The following is a 24,498-nucleotide window of genomic DNA, read 5'->3' as shown; positions in this document are numbered from 1 at the left end:
AAAGGGGAGAATCACATGAAAAAATCAATTTGTATCAGCGTTGTTCTTGGAATGACAGCGTTTCTGGCGGCCTGTGGAAACGGCGGAGGAGAAGGTAGTGCAGAAGGGGAAACGGTGGAACTGGAATTCTTTCAATTTAAAGCAGAGGCCGTGGATGAATTTGATGAATTGATCGCCAAGTTTGAAGAAGAGAATCCTGGTATCCAGGTGGAGCAGAATAACGTACCGGATGCAGATACGGTGCTTCTTTCCCGCCTGACACAAAACGACATACCTGACGTCCTGACGATTAACGGTGGCGCAACATTCGGAGATATTGGCGATTCCGGCGTCTTTCAAGATATGTCCGACAGTGATGTGTTATCTGAAGTTGATGATAATTACGAAGACATGCTGAAGCGTCTTACAGGCACGGACGAACTTTATGCGCTGCCGCACACGGTGAACGCGAACGGGGTTATCTACAATAAAGACTTATTTGAAGAGCTGGAGCTGGAAATTCCCGAAACCTGGGACGAGTTCACAGCGCTGGCAGAAGAAATTGAAGAAAAAGGAGAAGTGCCGTTCTACTCTACTTACGGGGAATCGTGGACCATTCTGCCGCCGCTAAACGCCCTGGCATCTAATATTCATGGAGAAGAATTCTTCGATGCTTTAGAGGCAGGGGAAACTTCCTTCAGTGAAGAATACGGAGAAGTTGCTGAAAAACTCGAAACACTGCTGCAGTATACAGATAATGATGTATTCGGCCAGGATTACAACATGGGCAATACTTCTTTTTCCAACGGAGAATCAGTGATGTACATGCAGGGCATATGGGCAATTGGAGAAATTTTGAATGCCAATCCGGATATGAATCTGGGTGTCTTTCCGCTTCCGGCAACGAATGAAGCCGGCGAAAACGACATTGTATCCGGTGTCGATGTCGCTTTGATGATCGGCGAAGATACAGAGCATCCGGAAGAAGCGCAGCAGTTTGTTGAATTCCTGCTCGACCCCGAAAATATTGAGTTGTACCTTGAGAGTCAGCGCATGTTCTCTCCGGTAGAGGGGGCAGAACAGGAAGACGAATCGCTTGCTGAGCTGCAGCAGTATTTTGATGATGGCCGGATTGCGTCCTTTGCCGATCATTACTATCCGCAGGGCTTTGAGATCGATGTAATGTTCCAGGATTACCTGCTGGACGGAACAAAAGAAGACCTGCTAAAGGAGCTGGATGACGAATATGAGCGACTCTCTAACGAATAATGCACAGCGACAGGAGCGGGACAACGCCCGCTCCGGCCCCCGCCGGGCAGGATGGCTGAAGAAAAAACCTTCTCCGTATGCATTGATGGTGCTGCCGGCACTGATTTTGTTTTTTAGTTTTCATACACTTCCTGTTCTTCAGGGTGTTTTCTTCAGCTTTACTAACTACCGCGGTTTTGGAGAATGGGATTTTGTCGGCTTTCAGAACTATATTAATATTTTTCAGGACGGCCGGGTGTATAACGCTTATGGTTTTACCTTTCAGTTTGCTATCGTTTCGACCGTTCTCGTCAATATTATCAGCCTTATTATTGCGCTCGGACTGAATGCGAAAATCAAATTTCATAAGACGCTCCGTGCCGTCTATTTCATGCCGAATATTTTAAGTATTTTGATCGTCGGCTTTATTTTCAACTTCATTTTCGCCGTTTTTATCCCTGGAATTGCGGAAACAATCGGTTTGACCTCGCTGACAACCAGCATCCTCGGCAGCCGCGATCTCGCCTGGGTGGCAGTCGTGATCATGGCCGTCTGGCAGGCGGCTGCATTCAATACCATTTTATATCTGGCCGGCCTTGCAACGATTGACCGTGATTTATATGAAGCCTCGAGTCTGGACGGAGCGAATAAGTGGCAGGAATTTTGGAAAATTACGTTTCCGCTTATTGCGCCATTCTTCACTATTAACATGGTACTTGCGATGAAAAATTTCCTGATGGTCTTTGATCATGTCGTAGCAATGACCGGAGGCGGACCGGGCAGAGCGACGCAGTCCATCTCCTTATTAATTTATGAGGATGGCTTTGCCGGCGGTCAGTTTGCGCTGCAGTCAGCGAACGCGGTCATCTACTTTATTATTATCGTCGTCATCTCGGTATTTCAGATTCGAATTCTTCAGAAGAGGGAGGTGCAGATGTAATGGGACGCACCCGCTACAACTGGCCGGTTACGATCCTGCTTATTCTCGGCAGCGTGTTTATCCTTTTTCCACTCTACATCACCGTGGTCAATGCGTTTAAAACACCGGCAGAAACCGCCGACTCCATTCTGGCACTTCCCGCTTCGTTTACATTTGAAAACTTTATCCGCGCAATCGAAATGACGAACTTCTTTAATGCGCTTGGAAACAGTTTCTATGTTACGATCTTTACAGTGATCTTTACGGTGCTTTCCAACTCACTTGTCGCCTATGCGATCGCGCGGAATATGCATCGGAAGCGCTACAAATTCCTGTTTTACTATTTTGTAAGCGCTATGTTTGTGCCGTTTCCGATCATCATGCTCCCAATTGTGAACCAAATGAGCACAATCGGTCTGATGAACCTAAACGGTCTTGTCCTGCTCTATATCGTTTACGGTCTTGCCTTTAACGTATTTCTTTACACCGGCTACATCAAGACCATTCCAAAAGAATTGGAAGAGGCAGCAATCGTGGACGGCTGCTCCCGGTGGGGTGTTTTCTGGAGAATTATCTTCCCGATCCTGTCTCCGATCAACGCCACAGTAGCTATATTGACAGCACTGTGGGCATGGAATGACTTTCTGCTGCCGCTCGTTATACTCGGCGACCGCCAGGACCATACTCTCCCGCTCGTGCAGTACGTATTTCAATCTCAGTTTGGCACCAACTACAATCTCGCGTTCGCCTCTTATTTGATGGCGCTGCTTCCAATGATACTTCTCTATCTATTCCTGCAGCGCTGGATTATCAGCGGCGTAACCCAAGGAGCGATCAAATAAATGACGATGACTCAATCAGCAGCGATCCACGTGGAAGAGAAGACCGGGGTGTTTCACCTTCAGGGGCCCGGCATGAGTTATGTGATGAAAGTACAGGAAGGCGGCTACCTCACGCATCTGTACTGGGGCAGACGACTGTCCCGCTACCGCGGCAGCGCCGATGTCCGCTATGAGGACCGTGGTTTCTCCGGAAACCCGAATAAAGAGGACCGGACGTTTTCGCTGGATACGACGCCGTTGGAATATCCGGCCTACGGCAATACCGATTACCGCGATCCGGCGTTTGAAATCGAGTGGGCGGACGGTTCGAGAGTGTCGGACTTCCGCTATAAAAGCTATACCGTGCAGAAGGGAAAGCCTGCGCTCGATGGGCTGCCGGCTTCCTATGCCGGAGAGGCCGAAGCGGAAACCTTGATCATCGAGCTCCGGGATGAACTGCAGCAGGTGTCGATTTTCCTTCGGTATACCGTGTTCCACGCGTCGGATGCACTCGCGCGGTCGGCGTCGATCGTGCATGAGGGGGGCGAGCCGTTCGTCATTCAGAAAGCCTCCTCTGCCAACGTCGATTTCCGCAGCCGGGCGTTTGAATATATTCATCTACCGGGAGCGCACAACCGGGAGCGGGATATGGTGCGGACGCCGCTCGGGCAGAGCCGGGCAGTGGTGGAGAGCAGGAGAGGCTCAAGCAGCCACCAGCAGAATCCGTTTTTCGCTCTCGTGCGTCCGGATGCGACAGAGACTTCCGGAGAAGTATTTGCGTGGAACCTCGTGTACAGCGGCAGCTTTCTCGCGAGTGCCGAGGTGGATCAGTTTGACGGAACGCGCGTGAACGTCGGCATCCAGCCGTTCGGCTTCTCCTGGGAGCTGTCGCCGGGGGAGACGTTTACGACGCCGGAAGCGGTGCTCGTCTATTCCTCGGAGGGGCTCGGTCAGATGTCGCGCACGTTTCATCATTTGTACGGGGAGCACCTGGTGCGCGGTTCGTGGAAACACCGCACGCGGCCGGTTCTGATCAACAATTGGGAAGCGACGTATTTCGATTTCGATGAAAAAAAGATTCTGGAGATAGCGTCGCGGGCAGCGGAAGCGGAAATCGAATTGTTCGTTCTCGATGACGGCTGGTTCGGCCGCCGGGATGATGACCGCTCCTCGCTTGGGGATTGGACGGTCGATGAGCGGAAGCTGCCGGACGGCGTGCAGGGGCTTGCGGAAAAAGTGAAGGAGGCCGGCATGGATTTCGGGATCTGGGTGGAGCCGGAGATGATTTCGGTCGACAGTGATCTGTACCGCGCTCATCCGGACTGGTGTCTGCACGTGCCGGGAAGAAGGCGGTCGGAGTCGCGCAATCAGCTGGTGCTGGATTTTGCCAATCCTGAGGTGCGGGCACACATTCTGGAGCAGCTGCGTACGCTTCTGGCAGGGGCGCCGATTTCCTATGTGAAGTGGGACATGAACCGGAATATGACAGAAATCGGCAGTCCGGTGCTTCCGGCGCACCGCCAGCAGGAAACGGCTCACCGGTATATGCTCGGGCTGTATGACGTGATGGAGAAACTGACGCAGGAGTTTCCGGAAGTGCTGTTTGAAAGCTGTTCGGGAGGGGGCGGCCGGTTTGATCCGGGCATGCTCTATTACATGCCGCAGACGTGGACGAGTGACAACACCGATGCGGTCAGCCGGACGCGGATTCAGTACGGAACGAGCCTTGCGTATCCGTCGGCGGCGATGGGGGCGCATGTTTCCGATGTACCGAACCATCAGGTCGGACGTACGACGCCGCTTGCCGCGAGAGGACACGTCGCGATGGAGGCGAACCTCGGCTACGAGCTGGATGTGACGAAGCTGAGTGATGCGGAAATGGTCGAAATCCGGGATCAGGTGCGCCGCTACAAAGAGGTCCGCCACTTGTCCCAGTATGGTACGCTCTACCGGCTGGCCGATCCGTTTCAAACGGAAAGCTATGCGACAATCCGTGTGTCTTCAGACCGCTCCGAAGCGCTTTTTGTCTACATGCACCGTCTGGCCGAAGCGAATGCGCCGTTTGTGCGTGTGAAGCTCGATGGATTAAAGCCGGATGCCGTCTACAGCGTGGATGGACTGGACCGCGCCTTCGGCGGTGATGAACTCATGTATGCCGGTATCGACATTCCGGTCATCGAGCACGATTTCCAGAGCCATTTGTGGCACTTGAAGGAAGTGAAAGCATAAAAAACAGCATCCGCCGAGGGCGGATGCTGGATGCACCGGCTTTTTCTCTTTGTCAAAGGGAGGAAGCCGGTCTCTTTTTGTGCTTTAGAAAGCGGCTTATTCCTTCGGTGTCAGCCGGAGCACGGCAGCGAGAAGCACGAAGGAAAAAGCGATGAGCACCGCAACCCAGCCGGCGGCCGTGACGGTGTTTCCTGTCTGGACGGCGTTGTAGATGGCCGTCGGCATCGTCTCCGTCCGTCCGGGAATACTCCCGGCGATCATGATCGTTGCGCCGAATTCACCGAGCCCGCGGGCCGTCCCGAGCATGAAGCCGGTTAGGATGGAGCGCCACGCCAGCGGCAAAAGAATCCACCGGAGAAGCTCCCAGTTTCCTGCACCGAGCTGGCGGCCGGCTGCGATCAGGTCCGCATCGACGGTTTCAAATCCGGAGCGGAACGTCTGATACATCAGCGGAAAAGCGACGACAGCAGCCGCGAGCACGGCAGCGGCGTATGTAAACACGATCGGCTGGGAAAAGAGGAGTTCATACAGCTGTCCGGCCCAGCTGTTCCGTCCGAAAAGGACGAGCAGAGCGAAGCCGATCACCGTCGGCGGCAGCACGAGCGGAAGCATCAGAAACGTTTCTAAGAGCAGCCGCCCGCGGAACCGGCGTCCGCGCATCAGCCAGGCGGCGAGGATGGCGCCGGTAAAAGCAATCAGGCTTGCCAGGACGATGACCTGAAAGGAGAGGAGGACGGGATTCCAGAAACTCATGGGATTTGAAACCCGTGCTCCCGGAAGATCTGCAGCGCCTCTTCCTCCTGAAGAAACGCATAAAAAGCACCGGCTTCCTCCTGCTCCCGATCTTCCATCAGCGCAGCCGGATACACGATCGGCTCCGGCGTGTCGATGATCAGATCACTCCGCACCGAGCCGGAGGCGAGCGCGTCGGTTTCATACACAAATGCGGCATCGGTATTGTCCGTCTCGACGTACTGCATAGCCGTACGGACGTCGCCGGAGAAAACAAATTTGTCCTCCAGCATGTCATACAGCCCGGCTTCTTCGAGAGCGGCTCTGGCATGCGCGCCGGCAGGGACAAGATCCGGATTGCCTATCGCGATCGTTTCCATCTCGTGCATGGAAGGGAGGTCCGTCAGCTCGTCGATGACCCAGTCCCGCTCGGTCGGGGAGACAAGCACCAGCCGGTTGCCGAGAAGGTCGACCCGGTCTTCGAGCATATGTGCTTCCTCAAGTTCATCGACCCAGCGCGGGTCAGCCGAAACGAAAATGTCCGCCCGGCTCCCCTGTAAAATCTGATCCTTCAGTGTACCGGAAGCCGAATACGTCGGCACGATTTCATATTCCGGGTTTTCCCGTTCAAAAGCGTCTGTCACCGGCACCATCACTTCGGTCAGACTGGAGGCAGCGGCGATATGTATTTCTGTTTTTTCATCGCCGCAGCCCACGAGAAAGAGAGTGGGGAGCAGCCATAGAATAAGTCGTTTCACGGTCATTCAGCTCCTGTTCAGGGAAAAAGGGCAGCCGGACTGCCCTTTTCTTCCAATCTGACGCTATTATAGCACGTCACCCCTCGGTTCGTGGAGCCATACGGCGGCGCCGGAACCACCAGAAGGACACAGCCGCCAGAAGCAGCAGTGGAATGAGGACCGGAGAGGCCCCGACAACGAACACAAACAGCGAAGCACCTGCCTGCAGAATACTGTTTACCGTCGACATAAACATGCTCTCCGCCCGCTCCCACGTGTTTAAGGAAGCCTGGTCCTGGAGCGGCTCCACGTGCACCCGCTCTTCCCGGATGGCGATTGTGATCGTCGAATAGGCAATCTGGTCATCCAGGTAATTCATCCTTCCCTGCACCCGTTCGATTTCGTTTCGGACGTCTGAGAGGTCACTGGATATCTGCAGCAGCGAATCCGTGGAATCCGCATCCTCCATGAAGGAAAGCAGCCGCTCTTCGACGATTTCCTGCGAACGCAGCCGTGCCTCCAGATCCACATACTCCTCCGATACATCGTTGCCGCGTGTCGAAAGCGACTCCACTTCCACAGCACCGGCCTCCGCCGCCGTCAGCATGTCTTCAAACGACTCCCGCGGCACACGCACTGTCATTGAGCCCGACTGCCGTTCTTCTTCTCCTTCCTGCTGCATCGTAGAATCAACAACGTAGCCCTGCCGGGAAGCCACTTCGTCGCGGAGGTTCTGTTCCACCTGATCGTAATCCTCCACGATGATCGACATCTCGGCCGTGTAAATGACCTGCTGGCCGAACGATTCCGTTTCCGTCACCGGCGGCTGTGATCCACTATCTTCAGCAGCAGCCGGGGCTTCGGATTCTTCCTCTGCCCAGCCTCCCGCTTCCGTGTCCTCCTGCTCCGCTTCATTAACCGCGGCATCATCCGCTGCATTCATATCCGCTGTGTTATTTTCCGCCGTATTGCTCTGATCCATACACGCCCCGAGCAGGAGCACAGCCAGGACCAGACTGATAAAGAATAACCCCTTTCGTCTCATGTAAAACGCCTCCTTTTTTTCTCTTACCTGTTGGTCGACGGGAAAATAAGGAAGTTACAAAAAGATGACAGAGCACGGAATTCTTCCGAAAGTGACGCCTTTCTCACAAAAATCCCCTTTCCAAAGCAGGAACACAATGAATGGAAAAGTCCTCCTTTTTCTGAAGAAGTATTGTGATATAATATGCCTGTGAACTTCGAATGGGTACAAAAGGAAGGGGTAAGGGACATGTACATATCCAAACGGGAAGTGGTGGAATATGAAGGCCTCTCTGTCGTCATTCGTCATGTGCTGGAAGTCGTGCGGACGATCACGAGCGTAGACACTATCTTCATTTCCTACATGAACGACCGGTCCTTCTGGGTCATCGATGCCCTGGACAACAGCGGGACCGCCCCGGTCAAAGACCTCGAGCTGCCCCTCGAGCAGTCCTACTGACAGCACCTTTACCACGGCGGCCGTGAGCCGCTGCAGCTGCACAACACCAACGAACACGAATGGTCCCGAAAGCTCGACGTCACCCACTCGCTTCACATCGGCGCCTACCTCGGCGTCCCGATTGTCCTCCCGAACGGACGCGTTTTCGGCTCCCTCTGCCTGCTCCACCCGACGGCCTACACCTTCTCCGAAGCAGAGCGGTCCCACCTGGAGAAAATGGCGTCTCTTTTAGGGAAGGCGGTGGAACTGGAATACCGTCACTACCACGATGAACTGACAGAAGCATACAATGAGCGTTTTTTACAAAGACATACGACAGGGGAAGCGGTTCTTTCATTAAACCTCGACAACTTCCGTTCGTTAAATGACACGCTCGGCAAACAGGCGGGGGATACGATTCTGCGTCAGTTCTGCATCCGCATGCAGCTTCTGCTGCAGGAAGACGATCTGCTGTTCCGCATGAACGGCGATGAATTTCTTCTGGTGCTGGAAAAAGCGGACCACCTCCGGCTGGAGCGGCTGACGCATCAGCTGCCGCTGCAGATGGAGACACCGTTCTGGATCGGCACCGAGCCGGCCTATATTTCCGTCAGCGGCGGCATCAGTGCCCGGCGGACGAAAGAAACATCGCTTGATGCAGCGGTCCGCCGGGCCGGATCGGCGATGAAAAGCGCGAAGCAGAGCGGCAAAGATCAGGTTCTTGTCTACGAAACGATGCCCCCGGATCAGCACGGAACGTTTACCGGCCGGCTCGCGCACGATCTCCAGCCGTCGCTGTACAACAACGAATTTTACCTGCAGTACCAGCCGAAAGTAGATGCAGAGAGCGGCCGCATGGTCGGAGCAGAAGCGCTGCTCCGGTGGGCCCATCCTGCATTCGGCGCCGTACGTCCGGATGTTTTCCTGCAGACAGCGGAAAAAACCGGCCGGATGTACTTAATCGACCGCTGGGTCATCAACGAAGCGTGCAGCCAGCTGTCGGAACTGCCGGAAGAAGCGCGTTTTCCGGTAGCGGTGAATGTATCGTCGTTTCATCAGCACGCCGATGACCTGTTGTTTACGATTGAAAAAGCGCTCGAGCGGACGAAGCTGGAGCCGGCGCTTCTGGAAATTGAGCTGACCGAGTTTACGTACCAGGACTCTTTCTCCAAGCTGCAGGAATTTCTATATGCGCTTCGGAACCTCGGCGTGTCGGTGGCACTTGATGATTTCGGCACCGGGCACGCGTCACTGACCTACGTGCAGGAACTTCCGCTGACCACGCTGAAGCTCGACCGGTCCTTCATATGGAAAATGGATGAAGATGAAACCCACCGGCGCATGGTGGATCACATTCTGTCCATCGCTTCGCTGTTTTCACTGCAGGTAGTGGCAGAGGGAGTCGAAACGAAAGAACAGTGGACGATGCTTCAGGAGCGGGGCTGCGGGGTTCTGCAGGGATTTTACTTTTCCCGTCCCGTGTCCTTCCCGCAGCTGCTCGACTACAAAAACGAACCACCCCGTCATGTGTATCTGCCGCAGTGAGCGGAAAAGGGGCATAGTATACGATACACGGCTGCGGCCGGTCTTCCCACAGACCGCCGCAGTCTTTTTTGAAGTACAAGAAAGGATAAAAGTCGTAGCCTCTTTCGAGCAGGGATGACAAGGGTTATAGCATTTCGACGTTCTGTTCCATGTACCGTTTGTTTCTGTTGATAGAGCTTCTCCGCTACCCGGCAGAAGCTTGCCGTGGGCTTGTCTTCTAGCCGGGCGGTATTTGCGCGGCTGGAGAGCATGAGCGGAGCCGGCCTATGGTTTGAGCCGCAGGGCAGCGATCTTCTGCCATGCGGCGCGGCCGCGCGGAGCCGTGCTTCTTGTAATAAAAGCGTTGGACGGCTGCAGGTGCAGGCAGGAAGCGGGAACCTCTTCAATAGATCTCTCTTTTCTTTTAAGACCAGGTGGTTTCTGTCTGGTTTATTTTATGTAGAGAGCTGAAATGCGGACCACGATAGACTGCTTTCGGACCAAAAAACGGGCCCGGTGGACCAGCACTGCTGGAAAGCGGAACGCGGCCGGCTTCTGCCGGACCAGGCCGCCGGAATCGGACCAAAATGAGCCCGCAGCGGACCACCATTTCCAGAGTATCGGACCAGAAATCGCAGGTATCGGACCAGAGCTTTGCCCCGTTCCGAAAAAATACTCCGCCAGCAACAGAAAAACTTCACTTCCCTCCAACCCCTCATCCATCAACAGCGCCCCGCCTGCGGTTATTCCCTGCCGTACAGGTACCCAGCAGAAACCGGGCGCCGCATAACAAAAGCCGGCACTTTCCACACACTTCTTCTCCTTCCCGAAAAATCCTCTGTCAGGAAACCTCCAATAGAAACCAAGTTTCGGCTGTCTGTCGAAAAATCCGCGGATAAAAAGGCCTCTATATGTCGTATTATGTCGATAAAGCGCTTTTATTTTCATCTGTTTTGGTTAAACAGACAAAAAAGAGCCGTTCATCCTGTCGATATAGACAAAGACAGGGAAAAGTCAAAATTGTAAGATTAGTTGTATAACTGATGGGGACGGCCCCGGAGTTATGGATAGTTAAATTTGAAGGGGGAATATCAAGTGAAATCGATCAAATGGGCAGGGCTGTCGACAGCTGTGCTGCTGACACTGGCAGCCTGCGGAGGAAACTCAGAGGAGAACACGGATGCAGCGGATACAGGAAACAACAGCGGATCGGAAAATGCGGATACATCCAATGAGAACAACGGCGGAAACGCGGAAGCCGGCGGCGATTATCCGGAGCTTGAAATAACCTTCAGCCATAACCAGCCGGAGGACAGCCCGGAGCATGCCGGGGCACTTGCATTCCAGGAGTATATTGAAGGAGAGTCCGGCGGATCTGTCACGGTCGACTTGTACCCGGACTCCCAGATGGGAAGCCTCCGGGAGCAGGTGGAGAGTACACAGATCGGTGAAATCGACATTACGATGCAGCCATCGGCGGTTGTTTCTCCGTTTGTCGAAAACGTGAAACTGGTGGATTTCCCATACCTCTGGCCGGAAGACATCGACCAGAAATATGAAGTACAGGATTCGGAAGTCGGGGAAGAACTGCTCACCGAGCTTGAGGACGGCGGTTTCTCCGGACTCGGCTACTGGCCGGGCGGATTTAAGCTCTTTACGACCAACGGCCAGGAAATCCATGAACCGTCTGACTTTGAAGGGCTGACGATGCGTACGATGGAAGCACCGACATTGATCAACCAGTATGAATACTGGGGAGGAAATGCGGAGCCGGTCGCGTATGCAGAAGTATTTAACGCGCTCCAGCAGGGCGTTGTTGACGGGCAGGAAAATCCGCTTCAGACGATTTATTTAAATGATTACCACACCGTCCAGGATTACGTCATTGAAAGTTACCACGGCACAATGACCTACCTGCTCATGGCCAACCAGGGCTGGTTTGAAGGGCTTGATGAAAACGTACAGCAGCTCATCAGCGATGCCGAGGCAGAAGGCGTGGAGGCGGCCCGGACCAACCTGGCAGAAACCGAAGATGAGTACCGGACAGCGATCGATGAATCGGATGCAGAGTACTACGAGCTGACCGATGAAGAGCTGGATACGTTCCGCGAAATGTCGCGCGAGTTTCATCAGGAGGAAGTATCCAACGACCGCCAGCAGGAACTGCTCGACATGCTTTATGAAGAAATCGAATCAGTGACCGGCGGAGAGTAACACTTGGTCCGTCCGGCTGAACGCAGCTGAAAAGGAAAACGGAGGAGAGAGTCCTGCAGGGGGCAGCACCGCTCTCCTCCTTTCTTTCCTGACGAGGTACGAAATGATCAGGCAGGCCGGAAAGTCAGTGGAAGCGGGACGGGAGGGATCACGGACGGCTTCTTTTGATTTCCCGGCAGGGCCTGTAGAGAAGGAGTGGGGAAGTATGCCCGCAGTAGAAAAAGGACTGCGCGTGTTAAAGCGTGCAGAGGAAGGATTTATCGGTATTCTGATCATCGCCGCGACGATTATTCTGTTCGCCAACGTCGTCCTCCGGTACGGATTTTCCGCCAATGTCAGCTGGGCCAATGAACTCGTCCGGTATTTGATGATCTGGATTGCATTTTTAGGCATGGGGGTCTGCTACCGCAAGGGTATTCATGTCGGCATCGATGTACTGCTGGATTACGTTCCGAAGAAAGCGGCTAAAGCGATCCAGCTGTTTGTTAACGTGCTGTCGATTCTCTTTCTCGCATTTCTCGGCTGGTACGGAGCGCAGATGGTCCAGTTTTCCATGGACTCCAATCAGATTACACCGTCGCTGCAGATCGGCATTTACTGGGTGTATCTGGTCATTCCGATCGGCTGTCTCATTTCCATCATTCATATCATCGGCCTGTCGATCCGGATGTGGAAACAGGATGAAACACAGGAAATGAACCATATGAGCGAAGAGCCACAGAACTAGCACTTCCCGGGAAGGAAAATGACCGCAGGTACCGGTGCGTGCCGGTCCTGCTTCGATCTGGAGGAATAAGCGGATGACTACGGTGTTATTTATTTTACTCATGTTCTTTTTGTTAATCAGCACGCCGATCTTCGTCGCGCTCGGCCTGGCGTCGTTTTTAAGCGTCGTGTTTGTCAGTGACATCAACCCGATGATTCTCGTCCAGCGCATGTTCAGCGGACTGGATCAGTTTGCACTCATGGCGCTGCCGTTTTTCATCTATGCAGCCAATATTATGGAAGGTGGAGGGCTGTCTGACAGAATCCTCCGATGGGCAAGAGCCCTCGTCGGCCATCTGGCGGGCGGCGTGGCAATGACGACGCAGGTATCGAGCATGTTTTTCGGTGCGCTGTCCGGGTCGAGCCCGGCGACAGTTATTGCGATCGGAAAAATCATGTACCCGGAGCTTATCCGGAAAAAATACGATCCGTCCTTTTCAGCGGGACTGCTTGCTTCAGCCGGAGCGGTGTCCCTGATTATTCCGCCGAGTATCACGCTCATCGTTCTCGCAGCGGTTATTACGACCGTGTCTGTCGGGGACTTATTTACAGCAGGAATCGGTGCCGGGCTGATTATCGGGCTTGTCACGATTGCTTACATTTACTGGTATTCCAAGCGCCACAACATGCCACGTGATAAGAAAGCGACCAAAACAGAGCTGTTCACGGCTACTAAGAAAGCATTCTGGGCGCTGTTAATTCCGGTCATCATTCTCGGCGGGATTTACGGCGGTATATTCACCCCGACTGAAGCTGCCGGCATTGCAGCTGTATACGCACTGATTATCAGTGCCTTCGTCTACAAAGAGATGAGTCTGAAAAAGTTTTATCAAGTATCGGTGGATTCCGCGATTACTTCGGCGCAGGTGCTCGTGCTCGTCGCAGCGGCCCAGATTCTCGGCTGGCTGCTGACGCGCGGAGGACTGCCGCAGCAGATTGCCGGGTTCATTACAGAGAACATTTCATCGATCTTCCTGTTCCTGCTGCTGTTAAACATCGCCCTTCTCATCATGGGGATGTTCATGGAAGGGATCGCCGCGATTATCATCGTTGCGCCGCTTATTTTCCCGGCGGGTATGCAGCTCGGCATCGATCCGGTGCACCTTGGAATTATCATGATCTGCAACCTGGCGATCGGTATGTACACACCGCCGTTCGGCATCAACATTTTCGTCACCCAGACGATATCGAAACTCAACATGATGGAGATGTTCCCCGGACTGAGGAAGTTTCTCGCGGTACAGCTCGTCGCCCTTGCGATCATTACGTACATTCCCGCATCGGCACTGTTCCTTCTCTACCTGTTTGATTAACCCGGCATAACCCGGAAAGGGAGAGGAAAATGACGATCACATTAAAAGAAGCGATGCAGATCGGCGGCTTAAAAGAGTGCCGTGTGGCTGCGGGGCGCGCCGGTCTGGAAAAAGAAATTACGTATGTAACGATTATGGAAGTGCCGGATATCGTCCGCTGGCTCAAAGGAAACGAGCTCCTGTTGACGAGCATGTATCCGATCAAGGATGACCTCCGCGCGCAGGAACGCCTCATCGCGGAGCTTCATGAGCGCGGGACAGCAGCACTCGCCATTAAACCGAACCGGTTTATTCAGGATATACCGCCGGTGCTTCTGGAAGAAGCGGACCGGCTCGGATTTCCGGTACTGGAAATCCCCGAGCATATCAGCTACCTGGATATTTTATCCCCGGTCATGAACCGTATCTTTGACCGCAAAGCGGTGCTTCAAGAGGACATCGAGGCAGCGTATCACCTGCTCAATGAAATTTCATTAAGCCGCTCCGGCGTGCGCCACTTTATGGACGTTCTCCGGAGCCTGACAAAGCATGAGATTGCCATTGAAAGTCTCGTTCCATTTCTCGACGACGTGCTCGACCCGTCGCCGTTTCAGCCGCTTACACAGCGGCAGATAAAAGAAATCGAACACCTGCAGCGGCCGGTGCGTCTGACACGCTACTCCGCCGATGGGGTGGAGGTGAGCTGTATTACCGCGCCGGTGCTGATCGACGGCATGCTCTACGGCGTCATTTCCAGCTGGGATCAGGAATTCGATCATCTGGAAACCGACCTTGCCGTCTTTGAACGGGCCGCGGCGATTTTATCGCTTGAGTTCATGCGGCGCAAAGTGAAGTACGAAGTGGAATTTCAATACAAGCGGGAGTTTCTCCGGAAGCTTCTGGAAGGCAGTGAAACCGATCCTGTGGAACTCCGGGAGCAGGCGGCTGTCTACAATATACGCCCGGAACGGGGCTACGTCTGCTGCGCCATCCATTTTGGGCGGCCGGGGGAGGAGAGCGGCTACAGCGGCTACATGGCCCAGTTTGAAAACGTTCTCCGGAGCGTCGAACCCGAAGCCGTGCTCGGAACGATGCACCAGACGCTCTACCTGCTGTATCCTGCCGCCGGCAGAAAAAGGGACCGGATGAAAACCGACCTGCAGATGCTCATCCGTGAATTCGGCCGTCTCGTGCAGGCAGAGCCTTACGCAGGAGTGAGCCGGGAAGCGGATACGGACATCACCGCACTGAAGGGCGTCTGTGAAGAAGCGCGTCTCGCGCTGTCGATCAGCCGGAGCCTCGAACTTTCCGGGGAAAACTACGTTCACTATGACGAGCTCGGCATTTTCCGGCTCCTCGTCAACGTCGTTCCGGCAGAGGAGCTGAACGCCTTTTACCAGGAGACGATCGGCATTCTTGCCGCATACGATGAACAGCATCAGCTCGATCTCGTCCGGAGCCTGGAGGCGTATTTTGAACAGAATGAATCGATGTCCGCTGCAGCGGAATCGCTCTATATCCACGTCAACACGCTGAAATACCGGCTGCAGCGGGTCAGTTCCTTAACCGGCCAGTCTATTCAGACGTCGGAAGGAAAGCTGAACCTGCAGGTTGGATTAAAAATCGGCTATTTCATGCACCAGGCTCATCGAAATCGATAAAAATCGGTTCTGGATTCTGTCGCCTGCGCTGAAGAATGAAAGAAAAGCCGGTGCTATACTTCGAATACACTAGATAACTGCACACGGCAGCAGGGAGGCGGCTATGAGTATCAGACGATTGGAAGAACGACTGAAGAAAATCAACAGCATTGGACGACGGGAGGAACCCGGCTTGTTCCGGCTTGCGTATTCAAAGGAAGAATCGGAAGCGGCCGCCCTTTTCCGCACGTGGTGTGAAGAAGAGGGCATGACCTGCCGGGAGGATGCGGCCGGCAACCTGATCTGCCGCCGGGCGGGGGAAGAAGAAGGACCTGCGGCGGCAGTCGGTTCCCACTTGGACACTGTCTACGCCGGCGGTGGGTATGACGGCACACTCGGCGTGCTCGCAGGGCTGGAAGTGATTTCCCGGCTGAACGAGACGAATACCGTTACCCGCTATCCGGTGGAGGTCATCGTGTTCCGCGCCGAAGAATCGTCCCGGTTCGGTATGGCGACGATCGGGAGCAAGCTGATGAGCGGAAACGTGGCGGAAAAGACACTCGCGGGACTCATGGACCGGGACGGAACGTCGTTTTTTGACGCAGTTAAAGAAGCAGGGTATGATCCGGAAGATTTGTGCCGCGCGTTCCGTGCCGAAGATGACATCCGTGCCTTTTTTGAGCTTCATATCGAACAGGGGATGATTCTGAAGTCCACGGAAAGTGCGGTCGGTATCGTGGACGGCATTGCTGCACCGTATCGCATGCGGGTGGAAGTGGAAGGAAAAGCGTCCCACTCCGGTACGACGCCGATGTCCATGCGGCAGGACGCGCTGACCGCTGCGTCCGAGCTGATTCTCCACCTGGAGAAAGCAGCGATCGATGAGCGGGCATTCCGCACCGTGGCGACCGTCGGACGGATTGAAGCGTACCCGGGAGGCATGAATATCGTGCCCGGCCGCTGTCAGTTTGATGTGGATATCCGGAGCACCGACCGCTTTTCGCGGAAGCGGATTGCCGATTCGTTTCAGGATCTGGCGAAATCGCTGGAAGCAGAGCGGGAGGTCCAGATCCGCCCGGAAGTGATTTCCGAAGAAGATCCCGTTCATCTGGATACGGAGCTCCGGAGCCGCCTGCTCCACAGTGCGGAGTCACTTGGCATTGAATCGGAAGTAATGATGAGCGGTGCCGGACACGATGTCATGAATATGGCGCTGCGCTGGCCGGGGGCACTGATTTTTGTTCCATCGGAAGAAGGACTGAGCCATCATCCGGACGAGTATACGAAAATGGAAGATATTCTGCCGGGTGTCGATGTGCTGGAAGAAAGCATCCGGAAAACCGCTGAGGAAATTACACGGGAGGTATCATCATGAAACAACATCTGCTCCCTGTTTTGAAAAACATACAAGTATCCCAAAGGTACTGGCTGATGGTCGTCGACCGCACGTCGATGCCTGAAAACGTCGATCCGGGCCAGTTTTTCCACCTCCGGACGACCGAAGCACTGTCGCCGTTTCTACGGAGACCACTGAGCGTCTACCGGATTACGGAGACGACGCTCGAGTTTTTATATCTCGTCAAAGGAGCCGGCACAGTGGAAATGACGAAAAAAGAGACGGGGGATACACTTGATGTACTCGGGCCGCTCGGACAGGGATTCCAGCTCGGCTCCCAGAAAGAAATTCTGCTTACCGCACGCGGCGTCGGCATCGCCACGCTTGCTGCCCTCGCACAGAAAGCAGTGGAGAACGGCACCGGCTGTACGGCCATTTTAAGTGCAAGAACGAAAGACGATCTTCTTTCCGGCGAAATGCTGGAGGAAATGGGCGTGCAGGTGTACCGCGTCACCGAGGAGCAGGGAAACAGCGACGTGAAAGCAGTCGAAGCCCAGATGCGGGAGATTATTGAACAAAAAGACATCGATTCCCTTTATACGTGCGGCTCCCGGAGACTGTCTTTGTTAAATCAGCGGCTTCTCCACGAATACGGACTCCAGGGGGAAATTGCCCTGGAAGAACAGATGGGCTGTGCGATGGGCGCCTGTTTCTCCTGCGTCTCCCCGATTCAAAAAGACGGAAAAGAACATTCCGTCCGGGTCTGTTATGAAGGGCCCGTTTTCCCAATGGAACAGGTGGTGATTTCATGACGCTCGATCTGAACGTCCAAATTGGTACGCTGACACTGCCGAACCCGGTGATGCCGGCCTCCGGCGCATTCGGACCGGAGATGACCGAAGCCGTCGATTTCAACCGGCTCGGCGCGCTCGTGCCAAAAAGCATTACGAATCTTCCGCAGCCCGGAAATGCAACGCCGAGGGTGTGTGAAACCCACGGCGGCATGATCAATTCGATCGGCATTCAGTCGAAAGGGCTGGAGAAATACCTGGAAGAGACCATTCCGGAGTATGCCGCCTACGATGCTCCGCTCATTCCGAGTATTTCCGCGGAGGATATCGATGAATTTACCGAAATGACGAAAACACTGAGCAGCCACCCCGACGTGGACGCGCTCGAATTAAATATATCGTGCCCCAACTTAAAGGCAGACGGACTGGCATTCGGTATGGATAAAGACGTCACCTATGAGCTGCTCTCACGGGCGAAAGAAGTCAGTCGGGTTCCGCTGATCGCCAAGCTGACGCCGAACGTGACGAGCATTCAGGAAATTGCTGCCGCGGCAGAAAAAGGCGGCGCCGATGCGCTTACGGTTGCCAACACGTTTTTGGCGATGGCGATCGATGTGGAGACCCGCGAGCCGCTTATCGGCAACAACATGGGCGGCTTGTCCGGACCGGCAGTGAAGCCGATCATCGTCCGCATGATTTATCAGGCGGCACAGGCGGTATCTATTCCGATTATCGGCTGCGGCGGCGTCATGAACGGCCGGGACGCGCTGGAAATGATGCTCGCCGGCGCCTCAGCGGTGCAGGTCGGAACAGCAAGCTTTATCAATCCGACCGCCTTAACCGATACACTCGACGACATTGAAGCATACATGATCCGCCATGAGCTGACATCGATTCAGGACATCATCGGCGGCGTGAAGATGAAGCCTTCAGAAGGAGGAGTACTATGGCATGGCAGAAGCGGATAAAAAATGGAACGATTGTAACAGGAGATGCCACGCGGAAAGCGGATATTTATATTCAGGACGGGCGCATCGCAGCCATTACAGCGAAGACACTGGAAGGAGACATTGAGGAAGATATCGATGCCTCCGGTCAGTACGTATTTCCGGGATTTATTGATACCCACATTCATTCAAGAGATCCGGGAGCCTCCCACAAAGAGGACTTCGCCCATTCGACGCGCGCCGCTGCAGCGGGCGGCGTAACCACCGTCATTGAAATGCCGAATACGAATCCACCTGTCAACAATACGGAAAATATGGAGAAGCAGAAGGCCCATTTAGGCCGTCAGGCAGCGGTTGATTTCGCGCTTTGGGGGATCTGCCTCGGGCATTTGAACGAGAAGGACATTCCACCGCTTGATGACGCGGGAGTGGCGGCCTTTAAGTTCTTCTGGGGCTATGCCGTGCATGCGGAGACGTATCAGCTTATGTATAACTACAAGCCGGGGATGGAGAGTGTCATTCCGCCGTTTCATGACGGCGAAGTGTACAGCATGATGAAAAACGTGGCGTCGACCGGTCGTATTTTTGCCGTACACGCAGAAAACAACGACCTCATTCAGACACTCACCGGAGGCGTGGAAGCAGAAGGAGGCCGCACGTACGAAGACCTTCTCCGCGGGCGTCCGGCACTGGCAGAAGTGATGACCGTCCAGGCCGGCATCGACATGGCGAGAGAAACCGGAGTCCGGCTTCACATTCTGCACGTGAGCGCCGGTGAGTCTGTCCGCCGTATCCGCAGAGCCCAGCAGGAAGGCCTGCCGATTACGGTCGAAACCTGCCCGCACTACTTATTTTTATCCGCGGAAGACTACGACACAGTAGGACCGCAGATGAAAGTGTATCCACCGGTCAAGCACCGCTCCGATCAGGAGGAAATCTGGCGCGGCATTGCCGACGGGACGATTTCCCACGTCTGTTCGGACCATGCCCCGCACACACCGGAGGAAAAGGATGGCAGTCTCTGGGATATTCCCGCCGGCATGTGCGGCGTGGAAACACTAGTCCCGCTCATGCTGCAGGCTGTGACAGACGGGAAAATCACCCTGAACGACTGTGCCCGCCTGCTTTCGGAAAATCCGGCCCGCCTCTTCGGTCTCGATCCGAAAAAAGGCACACTCACCGCGGGCGCCGACGCGGATATTACGATTGTGGATATGAACAAAACTGGAACGATCGACCGGGAAAAACTCCACAGCAAAGGGAAAGTAACGGCGTACGACGGAAGAAACATCACCGGCTGGCCGCAGATGACGATCGTCCGTGGACGTACGATTATGAAAGACGGCCGGGTGGAGAGCGGTACGGAAGGATACGGAGAATGGTTTGCTCCTCCGGGACGGGGAGGGAGCGTGTATGGGCGTTGATCCGCTGTTAATGGATCTGCTGCATCAGCACCGCTCGATCCGGTCATTCACGAATGAACCGGTGCCGGAAGCGGTTCTGGAGGAGATTCTGGAAGCTGCCCGCCGCGCTCCGACGTCACACCACATCCAGGCATACAGCATCATCCGCATCACGGATCCGGAGAAACGAAAACGCCTTGCCCACTTATGCGGCAATCAGCGCTACGTGGAGGAGGCACCGGAATTTCTCGTGTTTACCGCTGACTTTTACCGGCACTCTCTCATCAGCGAAGCCAGACAGCAGCCGTTTGAAATTCACGAAACCGAAAATGTCCTCGTCGGCGCCGTCGATGCAGCGCTTGCGGCAGAAAACGCCTATATCGCAGCCAAAGCAGCCGGGCTCGGCGGGGTGATGATCGGCGGCATCCGCAATGAGCCGGACGGGGTCCGGGAATGCCTGGATCTCCCGCCGTACACGTTTCCGGTGATGGGCATGTGCCTCGGCTATGCCGGGGAAATCCCTGAGCAGAAGCCGCGCCTGCCAAAAGAAGCGGTCGTCTTCGAGAACACGTACCGCACGGACGGCCTGCAGCGTGCGCTCAACCGGTTCGATGAAGCGATCCATGCATACTACACCGCCCGTTCCACCAATCAGCGCGATACCGACTGGAGCACAGAGATGAGCCGGTATTTTGCTAAAAAACGGCGCCGGGACCTCACCCCGTTTTTAATAAATCAGGGATTTTCGATGCAGTAGGAGGGAACTACCGATGACACAGGAACCGATACGCTTTGCCGCGGTGGGCGACTGCTTTATTACGAGGCGTCTCCCGGAAAACGACGTCCGCGCAGCAGAACTCCGTTCCCTTCTCAGGGAGGCGGATGTCCGTTTTGCGAACCTGGAAACGACGGTCCATCAGAAAGAAGGAACCCCTTCTGCATTCAGCGGAGGAACGTGGGCCATGGCAGACCCGGGCGTGCTTACGGATTTGAAGTATTACGGGTTTAATCTGTTCAATGCCGCAACGAACCACAGCCTGGATTATTTATACGACGGCCTGGAAGCAACCGAGCGTTATTTAAAGCAGGAAGAGATGACGTACGCAGGTATCGGTCCGACACTGGCAGATGCAGCAGCCCCTGCCTACGTGGAGACGACGAAAGGAAGGGCGGCGCTCATTGCCGCAACGTCCACGTTTCACCCTTCCTGGGCGGCAGGCTACGCAAGCCGCACCATGAAAGGCCGCCCCGGCGTCAATCCGCTTCACCTTGACACACTGCACCATATCGAACCGGAGGAAGCCGGTGTCCTGCAGACGATTCTTTCACGCACCGACATTAACGCCGATCATCATCTGGCCGTGAAGGAGGGCTTTGAAACAGCCGACGCGGAAGATTCGCTGACGTTCGGTCCGCTCCGTTTCCGCGTCGGCGGCAGAGGGACCGTGCGCAGCGTGCGGGAAGCCGACCGTCTCCGCATGAAAGAGCAGATCAAAGCAGCCCGCGGCTCGTCCGATGTCGTCCTCGTCAGCATCCATTCCCACGAGATGGACGGCGAGGATAAAGCAGCCCCTGCCGATTTTCACCAGGAGGCCGCGCGCGAGTGGATCGATGCAGGCGCCGATGCCGTGATCGGCCACGGACCGCATATTCTCCGGGGAATCGAAGTGTATCAGGGGAAGCCGATTTTTTACAGTCTCGGCAACTTCATTTTTCAAAACGAGACGGTATCGGATCTTCCGTATGATTTCTTTGCCAAATACGGCATGAGCGACAGTGCTTCGCCGGCAGAAGCGTTCGATACACGAAGCCACGGCGGCAAAGGACTTGCGTTTCACCCGGGTGTCTGGGAATCTGTCGTGCCGTTCTGGGAAATGCAGCATGGAAAGCTGACCCGCCTTGAACTCCACCCAATTGACCTCGGCGGGGGCCAGCCTCGGAGTCAGCGCGGCTGGCCCGGACGGACCCGGCGCACGCGGCCGGTGGAAACAATGCAGGAGCTCTCCCGGCCGTTCGGCACCGTGATCGATATCCAGGAAGACGGCACCGGAATCGTCCGTCTTTCTTAGGGAAGTCTCCCGCCCTGCGGGAACCGGATCCGGGGAATCCCGGGTACGGTTCCGGCACGGGCGTGCCGCTGCCTGCACCTTTTTTACGTACGTACCCCCTTTAGCACGTGCTCATGATCCCGGGCAGGCAGAGTGCAGTAGAGCAGTTCCGGCAGCTGGTGCCGGAGCTGTTCTTTTTTTATAGCAGAAAATTCGAAGCCTCTTCCAGCCGGGCGCTGTTTGCACGGCTGTATAGCATCAGCGGAGCAGGCCTTTGGTTTAAGGCGCAGGGCAGCGAACTTCTGCCATGCGGCGCGGCCGCGCGGAGCCGTGCCGAAGCGAAGAACGAATCCCACCGGCGTCCCTGCCGGACGCTCCGAAGCGCAGTAAATTAGAGGTGAAATACGAAGGATTCATAGCAGAAGCTTGCTGTAGGCTTTCCGGAGAAAAGCCGGGCTGCTCTATAGCTGGTCCGCTCTTTTCAGCCGCCTGGCGTGGCATGGAGAAGTTGGACTCTGACGGTGCGTTGTTGGAATTTGCACGGGAGAAGCTGGACTTTCGGAGCTGGAAGTTAGACTTTAAGGCCGGTGTGAGAATGGACCATCGAGTTGTCGGAGCGGCAGACGGAGTTGTTAGACTCCAGGCCGCCGTTGTCGGACTGAATCCCTCCGAAGTGAGACTATGCCGAAAAGCCCCAGCCCGAATAACCGCTGCGGCCACTCCCGCCGCAGCCATCCGCATTAAACCGTTATCAATAATGCTGCAGCAGCAAAAAGACCAGGCAGTGTCTGCCTGGTCTTAAGCAAGGTGTGGAAGATTCGATAGGGCTCCGAATGCTTCCGCTTCCCGGTTCGTTCTTATTTGCGTACGTTGTTTTCCCAGGCACGGTCCTGACGGAGCATGATGATGATCGCTGCAATGGTGCAGAACTGGAGCAGGATAATCGGGAGTCCCAGCAGCCCGGAGACGACTTCGAGCGGCGGCAGTCCGCCGATCCGCATCAGAACGAGAGCAACCGCGGCAATGATAGCCGCTACGATAATGCGGAGTTTCCGGGACGGCTCGTTCTCGGCCATGTTCCGCGTACTCGTGTAGGCGGCGATTGTGTACGTCGTGGAATCGAGTGTCGTCGTTAAAAAGATCATGGCGACAATCATGAAGACGACGAGTGCGATCTCACCGAACGGAAGGGTCGACAGTATTTCGGGGATCGCTGCGACCGGTTCGCCGTTTTCCGTCAAAGCCAGTACGTCGAGAGAACCGGTGACGTGACGGTGGACAGCGAGTCCGCCGAGAACGCCTGTTGCAAGCCAGGAAAGCATCGTCGGCGCGAGCAGATACGTCATGATCATTTCCTTGATTGTCCGGCCTTCCGAGATTTTAGCAGCAAAAATGCTGTGGAGCATCGCCCACGTGGCACTGTAGGCGAACCAGAAAACGGTGTTCGTCTGCATGTATGTCGCGTCGCCGAGTGCGAGCGAATCGGTATAAAGCGAGATGTCGACGTAGTTCGTCACAAGCGTCCGCAGCGAGTCGGTGAAATAATCCAGAATGAAAACACCCGGACCGAAGAGCATGACGAATACAGCGAATCCGGCAGCAAGGTACATATTGAATGTACTGAGCCGCTTAATCCCGCGTTCAATGCCGAGGTAGGCACTGAGCGAGAAGAGAATGACCCATAAAAGCGTCACGCCGAGCGTGAGGGTGAAGGTCATCTGCAGATCAAACAGGCGCGCCAGGTTGTGCGTCACGATCGGGGTGCCAAGGCCGAGTGTGACGGCAGCTCCGGATAAAATACTGACGAGAAAAATAATGTCGAGCACTTTGCCGCCGAACCCATCGGTAAAGCGGTCGCCGAAAAGAACCCGGCATGCTTCGGAAATACGCATGAGCGGCCGTTTCCGGACGTGCAGAATGTAGGCCATCGCCGGCGCGGCCATGACGAAAATGGCGAACACCTGAAAGCTCCACATGAACATGCTGTACGCGTTCCCCATGAGGAGGGCTTCGGTGGATCCGGCTTCCATACCGAACGGCGGGTCGTTGGCCACACCTGTCCAGGCAACCATACCTGTACGCATGATCGTCGAGCCGACGCCCATTGCGATTAAAATCGACGCATATTCAAACAGCGAAAAACGCGGCTTCTGCGCAGGATCGCCGAGCACCACGTTTCCGTATTTGGAAAAAGATAAATAAAGTCCGAAACCGAGCAGAATAATGGCATACCATATGTAGCCCCAGCTGAACGCACGGACGATTTCGTCGAAGATGCGGTTTAACACATCAAGCGACGCAGATTCATATAGGGAGAGGGGCAGACTGATCAGGATTACAATCAGCAGCGCAGGGAGAAAAATGCGGTAATCAATCAGCCTGCCGCGTTCGTCCTTGTCCATAAAGATACC

21 protein-coding genes are annotated in these 24,498 nt (G+C 55.0%); 16 read left to right on the top strand and 5 right to left on the bottom strand.

Going from position 1 to position 24,498, the window contains the following annotated elements:
- The first annotated feature begins 15 nt into the window (after positions 1-15).
- The 4 genes from C6I21_RS01680 to C6I21_RS01665 all read left to right on the top strand — a co-directional run bounded on the left by C6I21_RS01680 (position 16) and on the right by C6I21_RS01665 (position 5,196).
- Positions 16-1,248 carry an ABC transporter substrate-binding protein gene (locus tag C6I21_RS01680; RefSeq protein ID WP_105957677.1) on the top strand — a complete coding sequence of 411 codons (1,233 nt, stop codon included), beginning with the start codon at positions 16-18 and terminating at the stop codon, positions 1,246-1,248.
- Positions 1,249-1,333: 85 nt separating this feature from the next.
- A complete protein-coding gene (locus C6I21_RS01675; protein ID WP_425352466.1) occupies positions 1,334-2,167 on the top strand; it encodes a carbohydrate ABC transporter permease in 834 nt (277 codons plus the stop codon).
- On the top strand, positions 2,167-2,988 hold the full coding sequence (locus C6I21_RS01670) for a carbohydrate ABC transporter permease (RefSeq protein WP_105957676.1): 822 nt from the start codon (positions 2,167-2,169) through the stop codon (positions 2,986-2,988). Before C6I21_RS01675 ends, C6I21_RS01670 begins: the two co-directional genes overlap by 1 nt.
- On the top strand, positions 2,989-5,196 hold the full coding sequence (locus C6I21_RS01665; protein WP_245411506.1) for an alpha-galactosidase: 2,208 nt from the start codon (positions 2,989-2,991) through the stop codon (positions 5,194-5,196).
- Between the two features lie 96 nt (positions 5,197-5,292).
- On the opposite strand, the gene modB is transcribed toward C6I21_RS01665, so the two are convergent.
- The 3 genes from modB to C6I21_RS01650 all read right to left on the bottom strand — a co-directional run bounded on the left by modB (position 5,293) and on the right by C6I21_RS01650 (position 7,710).
- On the bottom strand, positions 5,293-5,949 hold the full coding sequence (gene modB / locus C6I21_RS01660) for a molybdate ABC transporter permease subunit (protein ID WP_105957675.1): 657 nt from the start codon (positions 5,947-5,949) through the stop codon (positions 5,293-5,295).
- A complete protein-coding gene (gene modA / locus C6I21_RS01655; protein ID WP_181186032.1) occupies positions 5,946-6,686 on the bottom strand; it encodes a molybdate ABC transporter substrate-binding protein in 741 nt (246 codons plus the stop codon). The genes modB and modA overlap by 4 nt, the downstream gene beginning before the upstream one ends.
- A gap of 76 nt (positions 6,687-6,762) precedes the next feature.
- The gene (locus C6I21_RS01650) at positions 6,763-7,710 is read right to left on the bottom strand and encodes a DUF4349 domain-containing protein (protein ID WP_105957673.1); all 948 of its coding nucleotides are present in this window, start codon (positions 7,708-7,710) and stop codon (positions 6,763-6,765) included.
- A 228-nt stretch (positions 7,711-7,938) separates the two neighbouring features.
- On the opposite strand from C6I21_RS01650, the gene C6I21_RS16145 reads away from it, so the two are divergent.
- Positions 7,939-8,148, top strand: a complete 210-nt coding sequence (locus C6I21_RS16145) for a hypothetical protein (protein ID WP_142393198.1) — start codon at positions 7,939-7,941, stop codon at positions 8,146-8,148.
- 30 nt (positions 8,149-8,178) lie between these two features.
- Complete coding sequence (locus C6I21_RS01640) at positions 8,179-9,672, top strand: sensor domain-containing phosphodiesterase (protein WP_280953431.1); 1,494 nt, start codon at positions 8,179-8,181, stop codon at positions 9,670-9,672.
- A 429-nt stretch (positions 9,673-10,101) separates the two neighbouring features.
- Here the strand turns inward: C6I21_RS01640 and C6I21_RS16280 are convergent, their stop codons facing one another.
- Entirely contained in the window at positions 10,102-10,599 is a 498-nt protein-coding gene (locus C6I21_RS16280) for a hypothetical protein (protein WP_105957670.1), read from the bottom strand.
- Between the two features lie 147 nt (positions 10,600-10,746).
- On the opposite strand from C6I21_RS16280, the gene C6I21_RS01630 reads away from it, so the two are divergent.
- From C6I21_RS01630 to C6I21_RS01585, 10 genes are all read left to right on the top strand, one after another.
- The gene (locus tag C6I21_RS01630; RefSeq protein ID WP_245411505.1) at positions 10,747-11,865 is read left to right on the top strand and encodes a TRAP transporter substrate-binding protein; all 1,119 of its coding nucleotides are present in this window, start codon (positions 10,747-10,749) and stop codon (positions 11,863-11,865) included.
- Positions 11,866-11,968: 103 nt separating this feature from the next.
- Positions 11,969-12,592, top strand: a complete 624-nt coding sequence (locus tag C6I21_RS01625) for a TRAP transporter small permease (protein WP_245411504.1) — start codon at positions 11,969-11,971, stop codon at positions 12,590-12,592.
- Positions 12,593-12,665: 73 nt separating this feature from the next.
- A complete protein-coding gene (locus tag C6I21_RS01620) occupies positions 12,666-13,943 on the top strand; it encodes a TRAP transporter large permease (RefSeq protein WP_105957669.1) in 1,278 nt (425 codons plus the stop codon).
- A gap of 29 nt (positions 13,944-13,972) precedes the next feature.
- The gene (locus tag C6I21_RS01615) at positions 13,973-15,583 is read left to right on the top strand and encodes a PucR family transcriptional regulator (RefSeq protein ID WP_105957668.1); all 1,611 of its coding nucleotides are present in this window, start codon (positions 13,973-13,975) and stop codon (positions 15,581-15,583) included.
- Between the two features lie 103 nt (positions 15,584-15,686).
- Complete coding sequence (locus C6I21_RS01610) at positions 15,687-16,937, top strand: Zn-dependent hydrolase (protein WP_105957667.1); 1,251 nt, start codon at positions 15,687-15,689, stop codon at positions 16,935-16,937.
- Complete coding sequence (locus C6I21_RS01605) at positions 16,934-17,710, top strand: dihydroorotate dehydrogenase electron transfer subunit (protein WP_105957666.1); 777 nt, start codon at positions 16,934-16,936, stop codon at positions 17,708-17,710. Before C6I21_RS01610 ends, C6I21_RS01605 begins: the two co-directional genes overlap by 4 nt.
- Positions 17,707-18,657: a dihydroorotate dehydrogenase gene (locus C6I21_RS01600; RefSeq protein ID WP_105957665.1), complete on the top strand. Its 951-nt coding sequence runs from the start codon at positions 17,707-17,709 to the stop codon at positions 18,655-18,657. Before C6I21_RS01605 ends, C6I21_RS01600 begins: the two co-directional genes overlap by 4 nt.
- Entirely contained in the window at positions 18,636-20,060 is a 1,425-nt protein-coding gene (gene allB, locus C6I21_RS01595; protein WP_105957664.1) for an allantoinase AllB, read from the top strand. The genes C6I21_RS01600 and allB overlap by 22 nt, the downstream gene beginning before the upstream one ends.
- Positions 20,050-20,796, top strand: coding sequence for an oxygen-insensitive NADPH nitroreductase (gene nfsA / locus C6I21_RS01590; RefSeq protein ID WP_105957663.1), 747 nt, complete (start codon positions 20,050-20,052; stop codon positions 20,794-20,796). The genes allB and nfsA overlap by 11 nt, the downstream gene beginning before the upstream one ends.
- Positions 20,797-20,809: 13 nt before the next feature.
- On the top strand, positions 20,810-22,108 hold the full coding sequence (locus C6I21_RS01585) for a CapA family protein (RefSeq protein ID WP_105957662.1): 1,299 nt from the start codon (positions 20,810-20,812) through the stop codon (positions 22,106-22,108).
- Between the two features lie 836 nt (positions 22,109-22,944).
- Here C6I21_RS01585 and C6I21_RS01570 read toward each other — a convergent pair.
- Positions 22,945-24,489, bottom strand: coding sequence for a BCCT family transporter (locus tag C6I21_RS01570; RefSeq protein WP_105957659.1), 1,545 nt, complete (start codon positions 24,487-24,489; stop codon positions 22,945-22,947).
- Positions 24,490-24,498: the final 9 nt, after the last annotated feature.

Source organism: Alkalicoccus urumqiensis, assembly GCF_002993335.1.
Taxonomy (GTDB): Bacteria; Bacillota; Bacilli; order Bacillales; family Salisediminibacteriaceae; genus Alkalicoccus; species Alkalicoccus urumqiensis.
Note: the sequence above shows the minus strand (reverse complement) of the source record. Positions and strands in the feature narration are given on the sequence as shown.